Raw genomic sequence first — 21,063 nt, forward strand, 5'->3', positions numbered from 1 at the left:
CGTTTGGCGTCGCTTGGGTCCGCGTCGGTGCTTCACGCGCGGACGAGCGCCGCCATTCGTGTCTGGTGGAACGGAACGCTCGTAGACGCTTTCGGATGGAAAGCGCTTACTTGCCTTCGGCTGCGGCGACGACCTTCTGCGCAGCTTCTTCCATGCTGTCGGCCGCGATGATCGGCAGGCCGGAGTCCGCCAGAATCTTCTTGCCGAGGTCCTCGTTCGTGCCCTTCATGCGCACGACGAGCGGCACCTTCAGCGCCACGGCCTTCGATGCCGTCACCACGCCTTCCGCGATCACGTCGCAGCGCATGATGCCGCCGAAGATGTTCACGAGGATCGCCTTCAGGTTCGGGTTCTTCAACATGATCTTGAAGGCTTCCGTGACCTTCTCGGTCGTCGCACCGCCGCCGACGTCCAGGAAGTTCGCCGGCTCGCCGCCGAAGAGCTTGATGGTGTCCATCGTCGCCATCGCGAGGCCCGCGCCGTTCACCAGACACCCGATGTTGCCGTCGAGCGAGATGTACGCGAGGTCGAACTTCGACGCTTCCACTTCAGCCGGATCTTCTTCGTCGATATCGCGATACGCGACGATGTCCGGATGACGGAAGAGCGCGTTCGAATCGAAGTTGAACTTGGCGTCGAGTGCGATCACCTTGCCGTCGCCGGTGACGATCAGCGGGTTGATTTCGGCGAGCGATGCGTCGGTTTCCCAGAACGCGTCGTACAGACCCTGCAGGATCGCGCGCGCTTGCGGGATCGATGCGTCGGGAATGCCGATCTTGCGCGCGAGGTCGTCGGCGTCTGCGTCTTGCAGGCCCGTCGACGGCTCGACGGCGAACTTGTGCAGCAGTTCCGGCGTCTTTTCCGCGACTTCCTCGATGTCCATGCCGCCTTCGCTCGACGCCATCACGACGACCTTTTGCGAAACGCGATCGAGCACGAGGCCGATGTACAGTTCCTTCTTGATGTCCGCGCCTTCCTCGATGAGCAGGCGATTCACCTTCTGGCCTTCAGGGCCGGTCTGATGGGTGACGAGCTGCATGCCGAGGATCTGGTTCGCGTATTCGCGGACCTGATCGATGGTCTTCGCAACCTTCACACCGCCGCCCTTGCCGCGGCCGCCAGCGTGAATCTGCGCCTTGACGACCCATACCGGGCCGCCCAGCTCTTCCGCGGCCTTGACCGCATCATCCACCGAGAACACGGGCTTGCCGCGCGGGACCGCGACGCCGAATTTCCGCAGGATTTCCTTACCCTGGTACTCGTGAATCTTCATGCGTGATTCCTTCAGTCTGAGAGTTGGATTGAACTTCGCTTGTCTTGAACGCTTGTTTTTAACCGCTGATTCGTGTTGCCTGCCAGCCGGTCCAACCGGCTCGCGTGTGTCTCTTCCAGATATCTCGTGGATGTTCAGCCGGTCTTCGTTTCGTCGGCTGGGCGGTCTTCCGGCTCGCGCGGCTTGTGGCCGTACCAGCGCGGGTAATACTCGCCGACGGCGGGACCGTCGAAACGCAGCGCGTGACAGCGGCCGAGCTGGAAAGGCGGCTGTTCTTCCGGCTTCGTATCCGGGTTCGCGGGCGGCTCGCCGCGCGGATTGCCGGGATTGCCGTTTTCGATGCTCCAGACTTCGCCCGCGAACGCCTGGATTGCGGCGGTCGGCAGGACGGCGCACAGCTCGGTGAGATGCGTGCAGCCGGCGGTGCCGCGCAGCAGACGATTGGTTTCGCGACGGAAATTCTGGAGGAGATTGAGACCGATGAGGGAACGGTAGGCAGGATTGGACTCGGCGCACTGACCGCGATAGGGCGCCCATTCCGTCGACGCCTCGGCGTCGACGATAGTGAGCTTGCGGTCGATGGTGATGCGGAGCCAGAGTTCATGGATCGGCAGGCCGTTCGGCCGGACGCCCGACGCGAGATGGACATCGCGCGGCTTTTCATCGGTTAGACGGGCTTCGATGTCCCACAAACCGTCGTCCCGTTCGAACGCTTCCAGTCGAATCGCGCGGCGATGGCGCAACTGTCGGGAAACGGGCGGAGAAAGCGGCATGCGAGAAATGGGAAGGCCGGATGGGAAACCAATGAATTTTAGCATATCGGGTATTTCAGGCCCGGCATGAAGGCGCGAGCGGGTTCCGGGCGATTGGCGGATGCCCCACTCGTCTCTTCGCCGCACACGAAATCGGGCGTCGCGCGCCCGATTTCGCACAGGACGCCGCGTGCTCCACGCGGTCTAGTCGTCGGCGGGGTCGAACGGCAGATCTTCGTCGCCGCCCTTGATGACCTTCGAGATCGTGCTGCCAGAAAACCCACGGGCCGCGAGGAATCGCGATTGTTTCGCCCGCTCGGCCGGCGTTTGCGGCGGCGTGCCGTACTTCCTCGTCCACACGGCATGGGCGCGCGCGAGTTCGGTTCGGGACAGTTCGTCGCCGGTCTCGCTGATGAGTTCCTCGCCGACGTTGTGGCGCTTCAGTTCGCTAACGATCCGGCTCGATCCGAAGCTGCCCGAGCGCCGATGCACGACGCTTTCGACGAAGCGCGCGTTCGACAACCAGCCTTCGCGCTCAAGCGCGTCGAGCACGCCTTCGAGCGAGTCGGCCTCGTGGACGAACGGCACGAGCTTGCGGGACAACTCGGCCCGGCTGTGTTCGCGACGCGAGAGATAAGCCAGTGCGCGGCCTTTCAATGAGCGCTGCGGACGTTTGCTCGCCTTCTTTTCGTCGGACTGCCTGCGCCGGGTTTGCGACGAGCGGCTATATACCGTTTCGCCGGATTCTGCCTCGTCGCGTTGTGCCAGCGATGCCGAGTCAGGCACGCATTGCTCGAATGGCTCGAAAGGGTCGGCGTCTTCGAAGGGGTCGGACAATGCGGGCGCGCTCGCATGAGCGCGATTTTTTGCGCGATCCGGCGGAGCGTTCGCCGTTGGCTGCGGCAGGCTCTTCGGCTTCTCAAGTGTTTGCGCAAGCAGTACGCGGGCGCGCTCGATTCGGTCGGTCGGGGAAACGGAATCCGTGATTCCTGCGAATTGCGCTGCCTCCGTGGCTTCGTCGCCCGAAAAACCGGCCGCCGAAACGCGACGCGCCGACGTGGATTGCTCCACGCCGGCGCGTTCCGGCTTCCGTCCCCAACCACGTTTGCCCGTCGATGCGCCCGCGCGGTCGCCACGCCGTTCGCTGCTGCGTTCGTAGTGGTCACCGCCTTCCGCAACGATCCGGCTGACGCTGGAATCGTCGTTCGAGCCGCCCGGAACCCGGTCGTCAGCACGGCCTTTACCGCTACCGACTTTCGATCCGAACCGGCTCTTGCGCATCATCGCGTGCAGCCCGAGTGCTCAACCGGAAGCCCGAGCGAGCGCGGATGCTTACTCTTCTTCACCCGCAACCGCGACGCCGGTCACGGCCTCCGCCATCGCGTTGACGCCGAGCGATTCGCGGATCTTGTTCTCGATCTCGCGCGCCATGTCCGGATTCTCGCGCAGGAATTCGCGCGCGTTATCCTTGCCTTGGCCGATGCGCTCGCCGTTGTAGCTGTACCAGGCACCCGCCTTGTCGACGAGCTTCGCCTGCACGCCCAGGTCGATGATTTCGCCCTGACGCGAAATGCCTTCGCCATAAAGAATGTCGAAGATCGCTTCGCGGAACGGCGGCGACACCTTGTTCTTCACCACCTTCACGCGCGTTTCGTTGCCGATCACTTCGTCGTTCTTCTTGATCGAGCCGATCCGGCGAATGTCGAGACGCACCGACGCGTAGAACTTCAGCGCATTGCCGCCCGTCGTGGTTTCCGGATTGCCGAACATCACGCCGATCTTCATGCGGATCTGGTTGATGAAGATCACGAGGCAGTTCGTGCGCTTGATCGTGCCGGTCAGCTTGCGCAGCGCCTGAGACATCAGACGCGCCTGCAAACCCGGCAGCGAGTCGCCCATTTCGCCTTCGATTTCAGCCTTCGGCACGAGCGCCGCGACCGAGTCGATCACGATCATGTCGATGGAACCCGAACGCACCAGCGCGTCCGCGATTTCCAGCGCCTGCTCGCCCGTGTCCGGCTGTGAGATCAGCAGGTCCGACGCATTCACGCCGAGCTTCTGCGCGTATTGCACGTCGAGCGCGTGTTCCGCGTCGATGAATGCCGCCGTGCCGCCGATCTTCTGCATTTCCGCGATCACTTGCAGCGTGAGCGTGGTCTTGCCCGACGATTCCGGACCGTAAATTTCCACCACGCGCCCGCGCGGCAAACCGCCGACGCCGAGTGCGATGTCCAGGCCGAGCGAGCCCGTGGACACCACCTGAATGTCTTCGACCACCTCGCCCGCGCCGAGCCGCATGATCGATCCTTTGCCGAACTGCTTTTCGATCTGCGACAACGCGGCGGCCAGCGCCTTGCTCTTCTCTGCAGACATTCCGCCCGGGCCTTTCTTGCTTTCTTCCATGAATCGTCCTTTGCTATGATGAACGGCGTCTGAGATACGCGCGCGCGGCATTGAAGCCGCTGGCTGCACTAACTCAGACACTGTATAAAAAAACAGTAGTTTTTGCAAGCCCGATCGACGGGGCGCCGTATTTTAAGCGTCCGTCGCACCGCGCAAAAACCACAACAACACCTGGAGACCGCCGCGCCGGGCGAATTGCGGTGCCGGCAATGCCCTCGCGCACATCACGATGCGAATCCTCATTGCCGAAGACGACAGCATACTCGCGGACGGGCTCACTCGATCACTCCGCCAATCGGGATACGCCGTCGACCATGTGAAGCACGGCGCCGAAGCCGACACCGCGCTCACGCTGCAGACTTTCGACCTCCTGATCCTCGATCTCGGCCTGCCGCTGATGTCCGGTCTCGAGGTCCTGCGCCGCCTGCGCGCGCGCAATTCGCAGATGCCCGTGCTGATCCTCACCGCCGCGGACAGCGTCGACGAGCGCGTGAAAGGCCTTGATCTCGGCGCCGACGACTACATGGCAAAGCCCTTCGCGCTCAACGAACTCGAAGCGCGCGTGCGGGCGCTCACGCGCCGCGGCGCGGGCGGCGGCCCGACAGTGGTCAAGCACGGCTCGCTGTCGTTCGATCAGGTCGGCCGGATCGCCTATATCAACGAGCAGGTGATCGAATTGTCGGCGCGCGAACTCGGCGTGCTCGAAGTGCTGCTGCAGCGGATCGGGCGGCTCGTGTCGAAGGAGCAACTCGTCAATCACCTGTGCGAATGGGGCGAGGAAGTCAGCAACAATGCGATCGAGGTCTACGTTCACCGCCTGCGCAAGAAAATCGAGCCGAGCGGCGCGCGGATCATGACCGTGCGCGGCCTCGGCTATTCGCTCGAGAAGACACCGGGCGCGCCGAACGGCAATCCGGCCTCGTCCGACGCTTCGACGAACACGGCATCGGGCGCCGCGCCTGCGCCCGCCGGCCACCCCTACAAGTAGGAACACGCATGGCGTCGCCCGCTTCCACCGAGCGCGCCGAAGACCGCGCGCGACGAGAGTCGCCCTCCGGCACGCCGCAGGACGCGCCCGCGCCCCGCTACGCCGCCGAAGCCGCGGCCGCCGCCGCAACCGAAGCCGCCGACTCCGACGCCTCCCGCGACGCGCGCTATGCGAACCCGTTCGCGCCGCCCGACGAGCTCGAACCCGACGACGCGCCGCATCCGCGCTCGCTCTTCGGCGAGATTCTCGACTGGATGCTCGCCCCGCTCCTTCTCCTCTGGCCGATGAGCATCGCGGTCACGTATCTGGTCGCGAAGTCGATCGCGAACGGCCCGTTCGATCGTGCGCTCGAAGCCGATGCCTACGTCCTCGCGCGCCAGATCCAGCCGGTGAACGGCGTCGCGGAACTGCGCCTGCCCGACGCGACGCGCGATTTCCTGCGCGCCGACAACGTCGACAGCGTGTTTTTTCAGGTGCTCGGCACGCGCGGCGAACTCGTCGGCGGCGACCGCGACATGCCGCTGCCGCGCGAGGACGACCGCCCGCAGCCCGGCATCGTCGAATTCCGGGACGACATGCTGCGCGGCAACGACATCCGCGTCGCGTACACGACGGTCGAGCTGCCGAACTTCGACGAGCCGGTGCTCGTGCAGGTGGCCGAGACGCTCGACAAGCGCAGCCAGCTCGCCAACGACATCATCAAGGGCGTGATCCTGCCGCAGTTCGTGATCCTGCCGCTCGCGATCATCCTCGTGTGGTTCGGGCTCTCGCGCGGCCTCGCGCCGCTGCATGCGCTCCAGTCGAACATCCGCGCGCGCCGCCCCGACGACCTCTCGCCGCTCGAAGCGGGCCAGGCGCCGCCGGAAATCGCGCCGCTCGTCGCGTCGTTCAACGACTTGCTGACGCGGCTCGAACAGAACATGGAGTTTCAGAAGCGCTTTATCGCCGATGCCGCGCATCAGATGAAGACGCCGCTCGCCGGGCTGCGCACGCAGGCGGAACTCGCGCTGCGACAGGACGTGTCGGCGGAAGTGCAGCGTTCGCTCGAACAGATCGCGACCAGTTCGGAGCACGCGGCGCGGCTCGTCACGCAGTTGCTCGCGCTCGCGCGCGCGGAGAATCGCGCGACCGGCCAGATCTTTTCGCGCGTCGAACTGACGGACCTCGCGCGGCTCGCGGTGCGCGACTGGGTCCAGCCCGCGCTCGCGAAGCAGATGGACATCGGCTATGAGGAGCCGCCGCATCCGGTGGAAGTGGAAGGCAATGTCGTGATGCTGCGCGAGATGCTCTCGAACCTGATCGACAACGCGATCCGCTATACGCCGCCGGGCGGTCGGATCACGGTGCGGGTGCGAACCGACGAGAAGAACCTCGACCTCGTGCATCTCGAAGTCGAGGATACCGGGCTCGGCATTCCGCCAGCGGAGCGGCAGCGGGTGGTCGAGCGGTTTTACCGGATTCTCGGGCGCGAAGGCGACGGCAGCGGACTGGGCCTCGCGATCGTCCGCGAGATCGTGACGATGCACGGCGGCACGCTCGCCATCGAGGATCACGTCTATCAGGAAGCGCCGCGCCTTGCGGGAACGCTCGTGCGTGTCAGCTTGCAGCGGGTTTATCCTGCCCGGGACAAACCCTGAGCCGCGCTCCGGTAAAACGATCGTTCTCTACCCTATTTAGAAGACATAGGCCGCACGTTCTCCGATATTTGACGACGATCAACGTCGATTGACGGATTCCGCCACTTCGAAACGACCAGCACGCTCCGACACCCCGCGTCAGAACGCCGTAAGTTTTCGTTCCAATAATCCTTGCACGGGAACCGCTCGAGACCGCGGACCGCATCGAAAATCAAAATCAGGAGACGATTCATGGCTACGGTTGAAGGGCGCATATCGCATGCCCCGATGACGAGCGAAGAAAAGAAGGTGATCTTCGCCTCGTCGCTCGGGACGGTCTTCGAGTGGTACGACTTCTATCTGGCGGGCTCGCTCGCCGTCTATATCAGCAAGACCTTCTTCTCCGGCGTCAATCCGACGGCCGGCTTCATCTTCACCCTGCTCGGCTTCGCGGCGGGCTTCGCGGTGCGTCCGTTCGGCGCGATCGTGTTCGGGCGGCTCGGCGACATGGTCGGGCGCAAGTACACGTTCCTCGTGACGATCGTCATCATGGGCCTGTCGACCTTCGTGATCGGCTTCTTGCCCGGCTACGCGTCGATCGGCATCGCCGCGCCCGTCATCTTCATCGCGATGCGGCTCCTGCAAGGCCTCGCGCTCGGCGGCGAGTACGGGGGCGCGGCGACCTACGTCGCGGAGCACGCACCGTCGAACAAGCGCGGCGCGTGGACCGCGTGGATCCAGACGACGGCCACGCTCGGCCTCTTCGTCTCGCTGCTCGTGATTTTGGCGGTGCGCACGATGGTCGGCGAGGACACCTTCGCGGCGTGGGGCTGGCGCGTGCCGTTCCTCGCGTCGATCGTGCTGCTCGGCATTTCGGTGTGGATCCGGATGCAATTGCATGAGTCGCCGGTGTTCGAGCGCATCAAGGCCGAGGGCAAGACCTCGAAGGCGCCGCTCACCGAAGCGTTCGGCCAGTGGAAGAACCTGAAGATCGTGCTGCTCGCCCTCTTCGGCCTGACGGCCGGCCAGGCGGTGGTGTGGTACACGGGCCAGTTCTACACGCTCTTCTTCCTCACGCAGACGCTGAAGGTCGACGGCACGAGCGCCAACATCATGGTCGCGGTCGCGCTGTTGATCGGCACGCCGTTCTTCGTGTTCTTCGGTTCGCTGTCGGACCGTATCGGCCGCAAGCCGATCATCATGGCCGGCTGCCTGATCGCGGCGTGCTGCTACTTCCCGCTCTTCAAGGCGCTCGCGCACTACACGAACCCGACGCTCGAAGCCGCGACGGCGAAGTCGCCGATCGTCGTGATCGCCAATCCTGACGAGTGCTCGTTCCAGTTCAATCCGGTGGGCACGTCGAAGTTCACGTCTTCGTGCGATATCGCGAAGAGCGCGCTGTCGAAGTCGGGCCTGAACTACGAGAACGTGGCGGCACCGGCCGGTACGCTCGCGCAGATCAAGGTGGGCGAGACGGTCGTCGATACCTACGACGGCAAAGCGGGCGACGCGAAGGCAAAGGGCGCCGCGTTCGACAAGACGCTCGCCGGCACGCTGAAGAGCGCGGGCTATCCGGCGAAGGCGGACCCGGCGCTGATCAACTGGCCGATGGCGATCGTGGTGCTGACGATCCTCGTGATCTTCGTGACGATGGTGTACGGACCGATCGCGGCGATGCTGGTCGAGATGTTTCCGGCGCGCATCCGGTACACGTCGATGTCGCTGCCGTATCACATCGGCAATGGCTGGTTCGGCGGATTCCTGCCGGCGACGGCCTTCGCGATCGTGGCGGCGAAAGGCAATATTTACTCGGGGCTGTGGTATCCGATCGTGATCGCGCTGGCGACGTTCGTGATCGGCATGCTGTTCGTCAAGGAGACGCGCAACTCGGCCGTGTACGAGCAGGACTGAGCGGCGGGGAGTAGGAAAATGCCGGGAGGGGGTTGACAGAGTTCCCGGCTATCTCCATAATCCGATTCTCTTTAGGCGAATTAGCTCAGCCGGTTAGAGCGACGGAATCATAATCCGCAGGTCCGGGGTTCGAATCCCTGATTCGCCACCAGTAGTTAGAAAAGCCGCTGCTTCGAAAGAAGCAGCGGCTTTTTGTTTTCCGGAACCAGAAAAACGCCTGAAGCGGCGTTTGACCGGCGTCCGTCGCGACATGGCAATCAGTCGGGTGACGGATCGCAGATGCCTTTGAGCGTCGACTCCGCGGCAGGCCTTTCCAGCGCAACCACACGCTGCAGTGTCGCCAAACCGAGCACGGCAAGTCCGCAACCCATCGCAAAGTCGGCGTCTACGCTCGCGCGGTCGACGATGGCGCCTCCTACTGCCGAACCAACGGCAATGGCGACCTGAATGATGCTCACGAACATGGCCGAGCCTGCTTCAGGCAAGTCTGCCGTACCTCGCTGAATCCATACGCTAAAGCACAGCGGCAGGGCGCCGAACGCGACTCCCCAGACGAGCATTCCGACCGTCTCGCCGATGAGCGAATGGTCGATCAGCAACATCGACGATATCGCGCCGAGGAGAAGCAGCGTCATCACGGCAACGGATTTCTTGAGATGACCCGATACCATCACGGACAAAATCGCGTTGGAGAAGAACCCGACAAGACCAAAGCCGAACAGCAACAGCGTAATCGCGCTCAGCGAAAAGTCTTGCTCGAGCAGCGGCGCGATATAGGTATAAGTCGAGAAATGCGCGCCGAACACAAGCGCGACCATCAACATGCTCCACCGCGTGTGCGGCCGCCCGAGCAGCGTCTTAAAATCGGCCACGCGCAACGCCGAGGCCGACGGCAGCGAAGGCACAAGAAACGCCTGCGCAAGGAGAGCCACCGCCACTAATCCCGCCGTCGCTGCAAACGACAACCGCCACGATGCAAACGATGCGATGAAAGTACCAAGCGGCACGCCGATCACAGTGGCGCACGTGACGCCTGTGAGGATAGTCGCAGTCGCCTTTGCCGCATCCTTCGTCTGAACGAGCCGGGGCGCAGCGGCAGTCGCCAGCGTCCAGAAGCCCCCTAGCGCAGCACCGAGCAAGGCCCGGCCAACGAGCACCATCGGGAACGTCGCAGCGACCGCGCACACGATATTGGAGATCAGCAGCGCCATCGTCAGGAGCAGGAATACATACCGGCGATCCATTCGTCCGGCACTGACGATCAGCGTCGGTGCAAATATCGCGGCCATGACGCCAGGTATGGTTACCATCAGCCCTGCGACGCCCGGCTTCACACCGAGGTCGTGTGCGATTTGCGGCAGCAGTCCGACAGGAAGAAACTCGGCGGTGACAAACGCAAAGGCGCTGACCGCTACCGCCAGGACGGAAAGCCATTGACGCAACGAAGTGGAACTCCCGTGCAACGATGCGTGAGTGGTGGGCGAATCTATATGCATGAGGACACGGACGTTAGATTGAAGTCCGACAGGTTAAGGCGGGAGTGATTCGAGAAAAAGGGGCGTGCCTTGAACAGAGTTACCAGCGTGCGCGAACAATTCGAATCGTCCTCAGTGCCGAAAAACACGCCTGTGTAGATTTCCGACGTGTCAGCGGCTCCGCTTGCCGCTGCCGAACACGAGGTGCGCCAACGTCCCGAGCACGATGCCCCAGAACGCCGAACCGAGGCCCAGAAAGCTCATGTTCGAAGCCGTCGCGATGAACGTGATGAACGACGCCTCCCGATGCGCCTCGTCCTGCACCAGCCCCGCAATGTTGCTCGCGATCGCGCCGAGCAATGCGAGCCCCGCCAGTACCGCGACGAAGGCATTGGGAAACGCGGCGAACAGCATGACGACCGTCCCCGCGAAGGTTCCTCCGGCCAGATAGAAGAGTCCGTTTGCGATCCCCGCCATGTAGCGGCGTTCCGGGTCACGATGAGCGTCGGGCCCTGTGCACAACGCGGCGGTGATCGCCGCGATCACGATCGTAATGCCGCCCGAGAAGGCGACCAGAATCGATGCCAGACTGGTTCCCACCAGAACGGGACGGCTGGGCGTCTGATAACCGGACGCCCACAATATCGCGAAACCGGGCAAGAATTGTCCCGTCAGGCTAACGATAATCAGGGGCACGGCCAGACTCACAGTCGACTGCCAGGTCCAGGTGGGCATCGTGAACACCGGGCGCGTGACGTGAAAACTGACCGACTGCAGATTCGTCAAGCCGAGCCCGACCGCGAGCGCACACCCGGACGCCAGCACGAGGATGAGGCAGTACCGCGGCGCCCATCGACGGAACACGATAAAACTTGCGAACATCCCCAGCGCGAGCCAGGGCGTGATGGCAATCGATTTGAACAGATTGGTGCCGAACTGAAAGAGAATGCCGGCCATCATCGCGCAGGCAATTCCTTTCGGTATGCGCCTGACGATCTGGTCGAACAAGCCGGACACGCCGAGCACGAAGATGCAAGCGCCCGCGACGAGGTAGGCGCCGATTGCCTCGCTGACCGGCATCGCTGGAAACACTGTCACCAGCAACGCGGTTCCGGGCGCGGACCAGGCCGTGATGATCGGCTGCTTCAGCCACCAGCTCAGGGCAATTCCGGAAACTGCCGCACCCATCGAAATCGACCAGACCCACGATGCGACGATCTCATTGCCGACATGGGCGGCGCGGGCAGCCTGAAAGAATATCGCGAGCGGTCCGGCGTAGGAGATGATGACGGCAAGGAGGCCGGCCGTGACCGCCGACACGGACCAGATCCCTTTCCGTGCGGCAGGCACTGTTGGCGCCCGCGTGCAGCTTTAGCGGATGGACGACGGATGACGTGCAAGGGCCGTCACCTTCATCGTCATATACGGGAACAAGGGCAGACCAGAGAGGATGGTGTGCAGTTCGTCGTGCGAGTCGACGTCGAAGACGCTGTAGTTCGCGTATTCACCGACGACGCGATGCAGTTGCTGCCACTTGCCTTGCCGTTGAAGCGCCTGCGAATAAGCCTTTTCGCGTGCCTTGATTTCATCGGCCTGAGCAGCGGGCATGTCGTGCGGCAGGTTCACATCCATTCTCACCAGATAAAGCATGATTCTCCTCCAGAAAAGGTTGGCAATGCGTCGAGCGGGTGCGCTCAGACGTTCTTGTCGCGACGATAGAAGGCGAGCTTGTCCTCGTCAATCTGCACGCCCAGGCCCGGTCCGTCCGGCAAATGCAGGTCGAAGTCACGGTACTGGGGGCGCGCGGTGACGATATCGTCTTTCAGCAGGAGCGGTCCGAAGAGTTCGGTACCCCAGGCCAGTTGCGGCAATGCGCTGAAGCCGTGCGCCGACGCGATCGACCCGATGCTGCCTTCGAGCATCGTGCCGCCGTACAGCGACACACCGGCTGCATCCGCGATGGCGGCGACGCGCATCATCCCGTAGATGCCGCCGGACTTGGCGATCTTCAACGCAAACACGTCGGCGCATGCGTTGCGCACGAGTTCAAGCGCGTCCTCGGGCCCTGTCACGGCTTCGTCGGCCATGATCGGCACGATGAAACGCGATGCAAGTCTCGCCAGTGCTCCGCGCTGCTCGCGCGGCGTGGGTTGCTCGATCAGGTCGATGCCGGCAGCTTCCAGCGCCTCGATTCCTAGCGCGGCGTCGACCTCGTTCCAGGCCTGATTTACGTCCACGGTGACCTTGGCGCGGTCGCCGAGCGCGGCCTTGATCGTCGCTACGTGCGCGACGTCGTCGCGAACGCTGCGCCGGCCGATCTTCAGCTTGAACGTATTGTGGCGGCGTTCGGCGAGCAGCATTTCCGCTTCCTCGATGTCGCGTTGGGTATCGCCGCTCGCGAGCGTCCAGAGCACCGGAAGCGTCTTGCGAACGGCGCCGCCAAGCAGCGTCGAGACGGGTATGCCCAGGCGCTTGCCTTGCGCGTCGAGCAGCGCCGTCTCGATCGCGCATTTCGCGAACCGGTTGCCGCGCGCGATCTTGTTCAGCTTGAGCATCGCGCCGTTGATATTAGTCGAATCCAGCCCGACGAGCGCAGGTGCAAGATAAGTGTCGATGGTCAGCTTGATGCCTTCGGGACTTTCGTCGCCGTAAGACAGGCCGCCGATCGTCGTGGCTTCGCCAATACCTTCGATGCCATCGCTCGAACGCAGACGGACGATGACCAGGGTTTGTTGCTGCATCGTCGCCATGGCTAGCTGATGCGCGCGAATGGTCGGGAGGTCAACCAGAATCGCTTCGACGGAGGTGATTTGGGCGTTCATACCTGAAATGGCGGAGTGGATGGGTTGCTGAAGTATTGCGCGCCCGAGAATCGGCTGTCCAACACCATCGACGTCTAGTGCCATACCTTGGAGGTATCGGAGACCTCACCGCCCCCGCTCGGTACGGGGCGCATAGGGAATACGCTCCTCCTCGTATAGCCGGTAGATGAGTTCGAGCATCTCCCGAATATCGCGCGACTCGTCGAGCGCACGCATGCTCATGATGATGGGCGATACCAGCGTCGGGTCGTCCAGTTCCTTGTAGCTCACATCGTCGCGCTTCAGGCCGTAGACGCTGCTCGGCACGATAGAAATGCCTTCGCCCGCTGCCACGAGACCCAGCGCGATCTGCAACTCGCGTACTTCGTAGATCCGGCGAGGCTTGAGCGCGCGGTCCTGAAATGCCGAGAGCACCTGGTCCGCATAACTGGGACGCGGCGTCTTCGGGAAGATGATCAGGGTCTCGTTGATCAGGTCGCGAAGGGCCAGGACGGGCTTCATGAGCGAAAGCGGATGGCCGACCGGAAGTGCCACGATCATCTTCTCCTCGCGGAGAATCACGCGTCGGATGTTCGCATCCTCGAGCCGGATACGACCGAAACCGACGTCGATGCGGCCGTCCTTGAGCGCCCGGATCTGGTCCATCGTCGACATCTCGTGGAGGCTGAGTTCGACCGTGGTGTTTTCGTCGCGAAAGCGCCGGATGATCTTCGGCAGCATGCCATACAGCGTGGAACCCACGAAACCGACCGAGAGGCTGCGTTCGATATTGCCGACGCGCCTCGTCATCGATTCGAGTTCGGCGGTCTGCGCCAGCAACTGCACGGCATGCGAATAGAAGAACTTGCCCGTCTCCGTCAGCTTCAGCGGGCGGGAGTTGCGCTCGAAGAGTTGAACGCCGAGCGTCTCCTCGAGTTGCTGTATCTGACGGCTCAACGGCGGCTGGGCGATGTGCAGCCGCTGCGCCGCGCGCGTGAAATTGCGTTCCTCCGCAACCGCGACGAAATATCGAAGATGTCGCAGTTCCATCTCAATACCTCCTGGATATAGCCCGATACTAAATCAGTGTTGGACTGGCCTTTCTGACGTCCATTATCCTGCATTCACGCTCTGATTCACCACCGATTATACCTTCTGAGCATACAGAGACCGGTGCTGAAGCAAGGGTTAACCCCCACCAGAAAACAGTGAGATTCAGGAGCAGACATGAACGTGAAAGTGTTCGAAACGAACGAAGCGCAGGACCTGCTAAAGGCCGCTGCCAACCTCGGGAGCCAGGACGGCAATGCGCGCGCGAAGCAGATCGTTCATCGACTGCTCGGCGATCTGTTCAAGGCCATCGACGAGCTCGACATCACGCCCGACGAAATCTGGGCCGGCGTCCACTATTTCAACAAGCTCGGCCAGGACGGCGAAGCGGCATTGCTCGCCGCGGGCCTCGGTCTGGAAAAATACCTCGACGTTCGCATGGATGCCGCGGATAAGGAAGCCGACATCCACGGCGGCACGCCGCGCACCATCGAAGGACCGCTGTATGTTGCGGGGGCGCCGGTGCGCGACGGCGTATCCAGGATCGACAGCGATCCGGACGCTGATTCAGGCCCGCTGATCATCCGCGGCACGGTAACGGGCGCGAACGGCAAGCCCGTCGCCGGCGCGCTGGTGGAATGCTGGCACGCCAACTCGAAGGGCTTCTATTCGCACTTCGACCCGACCGGCGCGCAGACCGACTTCAACCTGCGCGGTGCGGTCAAGACCGGCGCCGACGGCAAGTACGAATTCCGCACGCTGATGCCGGTGGGATACGGCTGCCCGCCGCAGGGCGCGACCCAGCAACTGCTGGACACGCTCGCCCGTCATGGCAACCGTCCGGCGCATGTGCACTTCTTCGTCAGCGCCGACTCGTGTCGCAAGCTGACGACACAGATCAACATCGAAGGCGACCCGCTGATCTGGGACGACTTCGCCTACGCCACCCGCGAGGACCTGATTCCGCCCGTGGTCGAGAAGAGCGGCGGCACGGCGCTCGGCCTGAAGGCCGATACCTACAAGGAAATCGAGTTCAACATCGAGTTGACTCCGCTGGTTCAGGGCAAGGACAACCAGCTCGTCCATCGCCTGCGCGCATCGGCCACGGCGTAACGGCTCGCAGCGGCGGCCCTGTCGCCACGCGGCTGCCGCTCAATTCCTCGCAAGATCCTTCGACACCGATGCAAGGGCTCCATGACTGGAGCACGCATAGGGAGAGCACACATGTCCGCCATTATCGACAAAGCCACGCAGCTCGATGAACTGCTGCACACCGCCGTTCAGGATGACAAGCAGGCAGGCGTATTCCGTTGCCGCCGCGACATCTTTACCAACGCCGACTTGTTCGAACTGGAGATGAAACACATCTTCGAGAGCAACTGGGTGTATCTGGCGCACGAAAGCCAGCTCGCCAACAACAACGACTACTACACCACGTGGATCGGCCGTCAGCCCGTGGTCGTCACCCGCGACAAGACCGGCGAACTGCACGCGGTCATCAACGCCTGCGCGCACAAAGGTGCGATGCTGTGCCGGCGCAAGCATGGCAACAAGGGCAGCTTCACCTGCCCGTTCCACGGCTGGACTTTCTCGAACGCGGGAAAGCTGCTGAAAGTGAAGGACAACAAGACGACCGAATATCCCGTGCAGTTCAATACGCACGGCTCGCATGACCTGAAGAAGGTCCCGCGCTTCCAGAGCTATCGCGGCTTTCTGTTCGGCAGCCTCAACCCGGACGCGATGCCGCTCGAAGACTACCTCGGCGAGACCCGGGTCATCATCGACCAGATCGTCGACCAGGCTCCGCAAGGGCTCGAAGTGCTGCGCGGCAACTCCTCGTACGTCTACGACGGCAACTGGAAGATGCAGATGGAGAACGGCTGCGACGGCTATCACGTCAGCACCGTGCACTGGAACTACGCCGCGACGATGGACCGGCGCAAGGTCGACGGCACCAAGGCAGTGGATGCGAACAGCTGGAGCAAATCGGTCGCAGGCGTCTACGGATTCGAACACGGCCACATGTTGTTGTGGACCAAGACGATGAATCCGGAAGTGCGGCCGGTCTATCAATACCGCGAGGAAATCAAGGCGCGCGTCGGCGAAGTCAAGTCGGAATTCATCGTCAATCAGACGCGCAACCTGTGCCTGTACCCAAATGTGTTCCTGATGGACCAGTTCAGCACGCAGATCCGCGTGATCCGTCCGCTCAGCGTCGACAAGACGGAAGTCACCATCTTCTGCTTTGCCCCGAAGGGCGAGAGCGCCGACGACCGCGCCACCCGTATCCGTCAATACGAAGACTTCTTCAACGTCTCGGGCATGGGCACCGCCGATGACCTCGAGGAATTCCGCGCTTGCCAGAACGGCTATGCCGGCACCGCGGCGCTCTGGAACGACCTTTCGCGCGGCGCGCCGCTGTGGGTCGACGGCCCGGACGACAACGCGAAGAACATGGGTCTCAAGCCGGTCATCTCAGGCGAGCGCAGCGAAGACGAAGGCCTCTTCGTTTGCCAGCACGAATACTGGGTACAAGTAATGCGCGGCGCATTGAAAAGGGAACACGAGGAGGCGCTGCCATGAGCTTCGACCTTCAAACGATCTGCGCCACGCTGTACCGCGAAGCGCGCCTGCTCGACGACCGTCAGTGGGACGAGTGGCTTGCCTGCCATACCGAGGACGTCACCTACTGGATGCCGGCGTGGGACGACGACGACCAGCTCACCGACGACCACGAAAGCCAGATCTCGTTGATGTACTACCCGGATCGTGGCGGTCTGGAAGACCGGGTGTTTCGCATCAAGACCGAGCGCAGCGGCGCTTCGATGCCCGAACCGCGGACGAGCCACAACGTCACCAACGTGGAAGTGGTGGGCGAGCGCGACAACGAAGTGGACGTCCGCTACAACTTCAACACGCTCAATCACCGTTACAAGGCCACCGATCATTTTTTCGGCACGATGTTCGTCACCTTGCGAAAGGTCGACGATGCCCTCTTGATAGCCAGCAAGAGAATCGTGCTGAAGAACGACTACATCCGCCAGGTGCTCGACGTTTATCACGTCTGACGTGGACCATCGGCAGGACACTGGAAGCAGAGGAGACACACATGTCGAGCTACAACGTTGCACTGAACTTCGAAGACGGCGTGACCCGCTTCGTCGCATGCAAACCGGGCGAAAAGGTGCTGGATGCCGCCTTTCGCGCGAAGATCAACCTGCCGATGGATTGCTCCGACGGCGTGTGCGGCACCTGCAAGTGCCGCGCCGAAAGCGGCCGCTACGACCTGGGCGACGAGTACATCGAGGACGCGCTGAGCGAGGACGAGAAGGACAGCGGCCTCGTGCTCACCTGCCAGATGGTGCCGCAAAGCGATTGCGTGATCGCCGTGCCGGCCTCTTCCACTGCGTGCAAGACCGAGCAGAGCCGGTTCGCCGCGACGGTGTCGAAAGTCGAACCGCACAACGATGCGGCCGTCGTGCTCGAACTGGATGTCGATGCCACCGCACCTGTCTTCCTGCCCGGCCAGTACGTCAACATCGACGTTCCGCAAAGCGGCCAGCATCGTTCGTATTCGTTCTCCTCGGCGCCGGGTCAGTCGAAGGTCAGCTTCCTGATCAAGCGGATTCCCGGCGGCGTGATGAGTACCTGGCTCGACTCCGCGCAGCCCGGCCACAAGCTGGAACTGACCGGCCCGCTCGGCAGTTTCTATCTGCGCGCCGTCGAGCGGCCGTTGCTGTTCCTCGCGGGCGGCACGGGCCTGGCGCCTTTCCTGTCGATGCTGGAAGTGCTGTCGCGCACCGATTCGCAGCAGAGGGTCCACCTGATTTATGGCGTGACCCGCGACCTCGACCTGGTGCAGGTCGAGGAGATCGATGCGTACACGAAGAAGCTGCCGAATTTCAGCTACGCCACGGTCATCGCCGATGCCGAATCGAATCATCCGCGCAAGGGCTGGGTGACGCAGCACATCCCCGCCGACGCCCTGAACGATGGCGACGTCGATGTCTATCTGTGCGGGCCGCCGCCGATGGTCGATGCGGTACGCCAGCATTTCGACGACAACGGCGTGAAGCCCAACAGCTTTCACTACGAGAAGTTCACCCCCAACGCAGCGCCGAGGACCGCATGAACACGCAACGATTCGCGGGCAAAATCATGGTGGTGACCGGCGCGGCGCAGGGCATCGGCCGGGGCGTGGCGCTGGGCGCGGCCGCCGAGGGCGCCAGGGTGCTGTTCGTCGACCGCGCCGACTTCGTCTCCGAGGTCGCCGCCGAGGCTACGGGCGCCGACACGGCCGGATTCATCGCCGACCTCGAGACCTATGAAGGCGCGGCATCGGCGATGGCGTTCGCCGTGCGCGAGTTCGGCGGGATCGACATCCTGGTCAATGGTGTCGGCGGGGCGATCCGCATGCGTCCGTTCGCCGAGTTCGAACCTGCGCAGATCGACGCCGAAATCCGCCGTTCGCTGATGCCGACGCTGTACGCGTGCCACGCGGTGTTGCCGCACCTGCTCGAGCGCGGGGGCGGAACGATCGTCAACGTCTCTTCGAACGCCACGCGCGGTATCCGGCGCGTCCCGTATTCGGCGGCGAAGGGCGGCGTCAACGCGCTCACGCAGTCACTGGCGATGGAATATGCGGAGCACAACGTCCGTGTGGTCGCCACCGCGCCGGGCGGAACCGATGCGCCTGCGCGCCGTGTCCCGCGCAACACCGCGGGCGACAACGAACAGGAAAAACGCTGGATGGGCGACGCGGTGAAACAGGTCACCGAATCGACCTTCTTCAAACGCTACGGCAGCCTCGACGAACAGGTCGCGCCGATCCTCTTCCTCGCTTCGGATGAGGCGAGCTATATCACCGGCACGGTGTTGCCGGTCGCCGGCGGCGACAATGGCTAAACCCTATCGAGCGCTTGCAGGAGGCGCAATCCGTGAGCAGTGGGCGCGCACATGACGGCCGGTGCGGCGGGCCGCATCGTTGAATCAGAAAAAAGAAAAGCCGGCCAAAGCCGGCTTCCAATGCGTGTTGTGTTGAAGGCTGCGGCCTCGCGGCCACGGCACTGACTGGACTGTCGGCAAAGACTCGCGCTGCATCACGCTGTGCTTTGCCGACAGATCAACCGCCCCGCCCTTCTGTTTATCGGCCCATGCGCCAACTTCCCCCGAGCGCGCAGCCAGTATTTCGCAACTTACGCCGAGCGAACGTGCGACACCGAACGTTCAGATGAAAGTCCATGACGGCTCTCGAAGCGCGTCATCGCGTCGCGGACCGCGGACTCACATTGCCCGAAGCGCTGGATGCTCCCCGATATAATCGGTCCGCCATTCAACGAGGACATTCGCATGAAAAAAATCATCGCTCTGCTCGCCGCTTCGGCCGTCGTGTCGACCGCATTCGCCGCCGGCACCACAGAGAAACTGCCCTCGGGCGTCGTGGTCGAGCACATCAAGCAAGGCACCGGCGCTCAACCGACCGCGGACGACGTCGTGCGCGTCAACTATCGCGGCACGCTCGCGAACGGCACCGAATTCGACAGTTCGGACAAGCACGGCGGCCCCGCCGTGTTCCCGCTCGGCCGCGTCATTCCATGCTGGACGCAAGGCGTCCAGAAGATGAAGGTCGGCGGCAAGGCGAAGCTGACGTGCCCCGCGGCGACCGCCTACGGCGAGCGCGGCGTCGGCGTGATCCCGCCGAACAGCGACCTGACGTTCGAAGTCGAGCTGCTCGGCATCGGCAAGTAACGGCGATGAACTCGCAGCCGGATCGCTGAAACGCGCCGACGTTTGCGACGCGACCAGCGATCCGCCGTGAACCTGCCACGTAGTCGACTTGTGCACCGCGCGCTCGCAGATGTCGTGGCGCGCGCGTCCCGTGCATACTATCGACACAGCCAGCACAACCGATTTCGTCGGGAGGGAACGCGATCGTGCAGCCGTCCGTCCAGCCTTTCTTCGACCTCAACACCGGCACGATGACTTACGTCGTGTATGGGACACCCGGTTCGGCGTGCGCCATCGTCGACTCGGTGCTCGACTACGATCCCAAGGCCGCGCGCACGTCGACGCGTTCCGCCGATGCCGTCATCGCGTTCATCCGCGAAACGGGCCTCAGCGTCGAGTGGATTCTGGAAACGCATGCGCACGCCGATCATTTCTCGGCGGCGCCGTACCTGCAGCGGCAACTCGGCGGGAAGATCGCGATCGGCGAATCGATTCGCACCGTGCAGGGCGTGTTCAAGAAGATCTTCGATCTCGAACCGGAATTTCAGCTCGACGGCTCGCAGTTCGATCATCTCTTCGGCGACGGCGAGGCATTCAGGATCGGCGAACTGCAGGCATCGGCGATGTACGTGCCGGGCCACACGCCCGCCGACATGGCGTATCGCATCGGCGATGCGGTATTTGTCGGCGATACGCTTTTCATGCCGGACATCGGCACCGCACGCTGTGACTTTCCGGGCGGCGACGCGCGCACCCTCTTCCGCTCGATCGGACGGCTGCTCGCGCTTCCCGACGAAACGCGGCTCTTCGTCTGTCACGACTATCCGCCTCCGACACGCGAGCCGCACTGGCAAACCACGGTCGCCGCCCAGCGCGCGGACAACATTCACGTCGGCGCGGGCAAGACGGAGGACGAATTCGTCGCCATGCGCGAAGCGCGCGACGCCACGCTCGACATGCCGACGCTGATCCTGCCGGCGATCCAGGTGAACATCCGCGCGGGCCAGTTTCCGCACGCGGCGGGCAACGGCACCGCGTACCTGAAGATTCCGCTGAACGCGCTGTAG

Annotated in this window: 19 protein-coding genes and 1 tRNA gene; 11 read left to right on the forward strand and 9 right to left on the reverse strand. The window is 63.1% G+C overall.

Annotation, left to right across the window (positions count from 1 at the left end):
• Positions 1–106: 106 nt before the first annotated feature.
• The 4 genes from sucC to recA form a co-directional block, all read right to left on the reverse strand.
• Positions 107–1,522, reverse strand: coding sequence for an ADP-forming succinate--CoA ligase subunit beta (gene sucC, locus QCE48_RS12335; protein ID WP_309794194.1), 1,416 nt, complete (start codon positions 1,520–1,522; stop codon positions 107–109).
• A complete protein-coding gene (locus tag QCE48_RS12340) occupies positions 1,408–2,046 on the reverse strand; it encodes a DUF2889 domain-containing protein (RefSeq protein WP_309787513.1) in 639 nt (212 codons plus the stop codon). Before QCE48_RS12340 ends, sucC begins: the two co-directional genes overlap by 115 nt.
• 183 nt (positions 2,047–2,229) lie before the next feature.
• A complete protein-coding gene (gene recX / locus QCE48_RS12345) occupies positions 2,230–2,811 on the reverse strand; it encodes a recombination regulator RecX (protein ID WP_309787510.1) in 582 nt (193 codons plus the stop codon).
• Between the two features lie 546 nt (positions 2,812–3,357).
• Positions 3,358–4,428 (reverse strand): recombinase RecA, encoded by a 1,071-nt coding sequence (gene recA / locus QCE48_RS12350; RefSeq protein WP_116563900.1) that lies wholly within the window; start codon positions 4,426–4,428, stop codon positions 3,358–3,360.
• 229 nt (positions 4,429–4,657) lie between these two features.
• Here recA and QCE48_RS12355 point away from each other — a divergent pair, with 229 nt between their 5' ends.
• From QCE48_RS12355 to QCE48_RS12370, 4 genes are all read left to right on the forward strand, one after another.
• Positions 4,658–5,416 (forward strand): response regulator transcription factor, encoded by a 759-nt coding sequence (locus tag QCE48_RS12355; protein WP_309787509.1) that lies wholly within the window; start codon positions 4,658–4,660, stop codon positions 5,414–5,416.
• Between the two features lie 8 nt (positions 5,417–5,424).
• Positions 5,425–7,053, forward strand: a complete 1,629-nt coding sequence (locus QCE48_RS12360; protein WP_309787508.1) for a sensor histidine kinase N-terminal domain-containing protein — start codon at positions 5,425–5,427, stop codon at positions 7,051–7,053.
• Between the two features lie 231 nt (positions 7,054–7,284).
• The gene (locus tag QCE48_RS12365) at positions 7,285–8,943 is read left to right on the forward strand and encodes an MFS transporter (protein WP_309787507.1); all 1,659 of its coding nucleotides are present in this window, start codon (positions 7,285–7,287) and stop codon (positions 8,941–8,943) included.
• A 74-nt stretch (positions 8,944–9,017) separates the two neighbouring features.
• Positions 9,018–9,094 (forward strand) — tRNA-Met (locus tag QCE48_RS12370).
• Between the two features lie 106 nt (positions 9,095–9,200).
• Here the strand turns inward: QCE48_RS12370 and QCE48_RS12375 are convergent.
• The 5 genes from QCE48_RS12375 to QCE48_RS12395 form a co-directional block, all read right to left on the reverse strand.
• Positions 9,201–10,439 carry an MFS transporter gene (locus QCE48_RS12375; protein ID WP_309787506.1) on the reverse strand — a complete coding sequence of 413 codons (1,239 nt, stop codon included), beginning with the start codon at positions 10,437–10,439 and terminating at the stop codon, positions 9,201–9,203.
• 150 nt (positions 10,440–10,589) lie between these two features.
• Entirely contained in the window at positions 10,590–11,747 is a 1,158-nt protein-coding gene (locus tag QCE48_RS12380; RefSeq protein ID WP_309788335.1) for a benzoate/H(+) symporter BenE family transporter, read from the reverse strand.
• 42 nt (positions 11,748–11,789) lie between these two features.
• The gene (gene catC / locus QCE48_RS12385) at positions 11,790–12,068 is read right to left on the reverse strand and encodes a muconolactone Delta-isomerase (RefSeq protein WP_309787505.1); all 279 of its coding nucleotides are present in this window, start codon (positions 12,066–12,068) and stop codon (positions 11,790–11,792) included.
• Between the two features lie 44 nt (positions 12,069–12,112).
• Complete coding sequence (locus tag QCE48_RS12390; protein WP_309787504.1) at positions 12,113–13,240, reverse strand: muconate/chloromuconate family cycloisomerase; 1,128 nt, start codon at positions 13,238–13,240, stop codon at positions 12,113–12,115.
• Positions 13,241–13,345: 105 nt separating this feature from the next.
• Positions 13,346–14,269 (reverse strand): LysR family transcriptional regulator, encoded by a 924-nt coding sequence (locus tag QCE48_RS12395; protein WP_309787503.1) that lies wholly within the window; start codon positions 14,267–14,269, stop codon positions 13,346–13,348.
• A gap of 177 nt (positions 14,270–14,446) precedes the next feature.
• Here QCE48_RS12395 and catA point away from each other — a divergent pair, with 177 nt between their 5' ends.
• From catA to QCE48_RS12430, 7 genes are all read left to right on the forward strand, one after another.
• Positions 14,447–15,382: a catechol 1,2-dioxygenase gene (catA, locus tag QCE48_RS12400; protein WP_309787502.1), complete on the forward strand. Its 936-nt coding sequence runs from the start codon at positions 14,447–14,449 to the stop codon at positions 15,380–15,382.
• Positions 15,383–15,493: 111 nt separating this feature from the next.
• Positions 15,494–16,852 (forward strand): Rieske 2Fe-2S domain-containing protein, encoded by a 1,359-nt coding sequence (locus QCE48_RS12405; RefSeq protein WP_309787501.1) that lies wholly within the window; start codon positions 15,494–15,496, stop codon positions 16,850–16,852.
• Positions 16,849–17,337: a benzoate 1,2-dioxygenase small subunit gene (gene benB, locus QCE48_RS12410; protein ID WP_309787500.1), complete on the forward strand. Its 489-nt coding sequence runs from the start codon at positions 16,849–16,851 to the stop codon at positions 17,335–17,337. The genes QCE48_RS12405 and benB overlap by 4 nt, the downstream gene beginning before the upstream one ends.
• Before the next feature lie 41 nt (positions 17,338–17,378).
• Positions 17,379–18,401, forward strand: coding sequence for a benzoate 1,2-dioxygenase electron transfer component BenC (gene benC / locus QCE48_RS12415; RefSeq protein WP_309787499.1), 1,023 nt, complete (start codon positions 17,379–17,381; stop codon positions 18,399–18,401).
• The gene (gene benD, locus QCE48_RS12420; protein WP_309787498.1) at positions 18,398–19,174 is read left to right on the forward strand and encodes a benzoate diol dehydrogenase BenD; all 777 of its coding nucleotides are present in this window, start codon (positions 18,398–18,400) and stop codon (positions 19,172–19,174) included. Before benC ends, benD begins: the two co-directional genes overlap by 4 nt.
• Before the next feature lie 444 nt (positions 19,175–19,618).
• Positions 19,619–20,017 (forward strand): FKBP-type peptidyl-prolyl cis-trans isomerase, encoded by a 399-nt coding sequence (locus QCE48_RS12425; protein WP_309787497.1) that lies wholly within the window; start codon positions 19,619–19,621, stop codon positions 20,015–20,017.
• A 185-nt stretch (positions 20,018–20,202) separates the two neighbouring features.
• Positions 20,203–21,063 carry an MBL fold metallo-hydrolase gene (locus tag QCE48_RS12430; protein ID WP_309787496.1) on the forward strand — a complete coding sequence of 287 codons (861 nt, stop codon included), beginning with the start codon at positions 20,203–20,205 and terminating at the stop codon, positions 21,061–21,063.

Source organism: Caballeronia sp. LZ024 (genome assembly GCF_031451455.1).
Lineage (GTDB): Bacteria > Pseudomonadota > Gammaproteobacteria > Burkholderiales > Burkholderiaceae > Caballeronia > Caballeronia telluris.

Excerpts from the sequence above, each read along its gene's own strand:
- QCE48_RS12340 (WP_309787513.1), bottom strand. The coding sequence starts at position 2,046 with ATGCCGCTTTCTCCGCCCGTTTCCCGACAGTTGCGCCATCGCCGCGCG.
- recA (WP_116563900.1), bottom strand. The coding sequence starts at position 4,428 with ATGGAAGAAAGCAAGAAAGGCCCGGGCGGAATGTCTGCAGAGAAGAGC.
- QCE48_RS12355 (WP_309787509.1), top strand. The coding sequence starts at position 4,658 with ATGCGAATCCTCATTGCCGAAGACGACAGCATACTCGCGGACGGGCTC.
- QCE48_RS12360 (WP_309787508.1), top strand. The coding sequence starts at position 5,425 with ATGGCGTCGCCCGCTTCCACCGAGCGCGCCGAAGACCGCGCGCGACGA.
- QCE48_RS12365 (WP_309787507.1), top strand. The coding sequence starts at position 7,285 with ATGGCTACGGTTGAAGGGCGCATATCGCATGCCCCGATGACGAGCGAA.
- QCE48_RS12375 (WP_309787506.1), bottom strand. The coding sequence starts at position 10,439 with ATGCATATAGATTCGCCCACCACTCACGCATCGTTGCACGGGAGTTCC.
- catC (WP_309787505.1), bottom strand. The coding sequence starts at position 12,068 with ATGCTTTATCTGGTGAGAATGGATGTGAACCTGCCGCACGACATGCCC.
- QCE48_RS12390 (WP_309787504.1), bottom strand. The coding sequence starts at position 13,240 with ATGAACGCCCAAATCACCTCCGTCGAAGCGATTCTGGTTGACCTCCCG.
- QCE48_RS12395 (WP_309787503.1), bottom strand. The coding sequence starts at position 14,269 with ATGGAACTGCGACATCTTCGATATTTCGTCGCGGTTGCGGAGGAACGC.
- catA (WP_309787502.1), top strand. The coding sequence starts at position 14,447 with ATGAACGTGAAAGTGTTCGAAACGAACGAAGCGCAGGACCTGCTAAAG.
- QCE48_RS12405 (WP_309787501.1), top strand. The coding sequence starts at position 15,494 with ATGTCCGCCATTATCGACAAAGCCACGCAGCTCGATGAACTGCTGCAC.
- benB (WP_309787500.1), top strand. The coding sequence starts at position 16,849 with ATGAGCTTCGACCTTCAAACGATCTGCGCCACGCTGTACCGCGAAGCG.
- benC (WP_309787499.1), top strand. The coding sequence starts at position 17,379 with ATGTCGAGCTACAACGTTGCACTGAACTTCGAAGACGGCGTGACCCGC.
- benD (WP_309787498.1), top strand. The coding sequence starts at position 18,398 with ATGAACACGCAACGATTCGCGGGCAAAATCATGGTGGTGACCGGCGCG.
- QCE48_RS12425 (WP_309787497.1), top strand. The coding sequence starts at position 19,619 with ATGAAAAAAATCATCGCTCTGCTCGCCGCTTCGGCCGTCGTGTCGACC.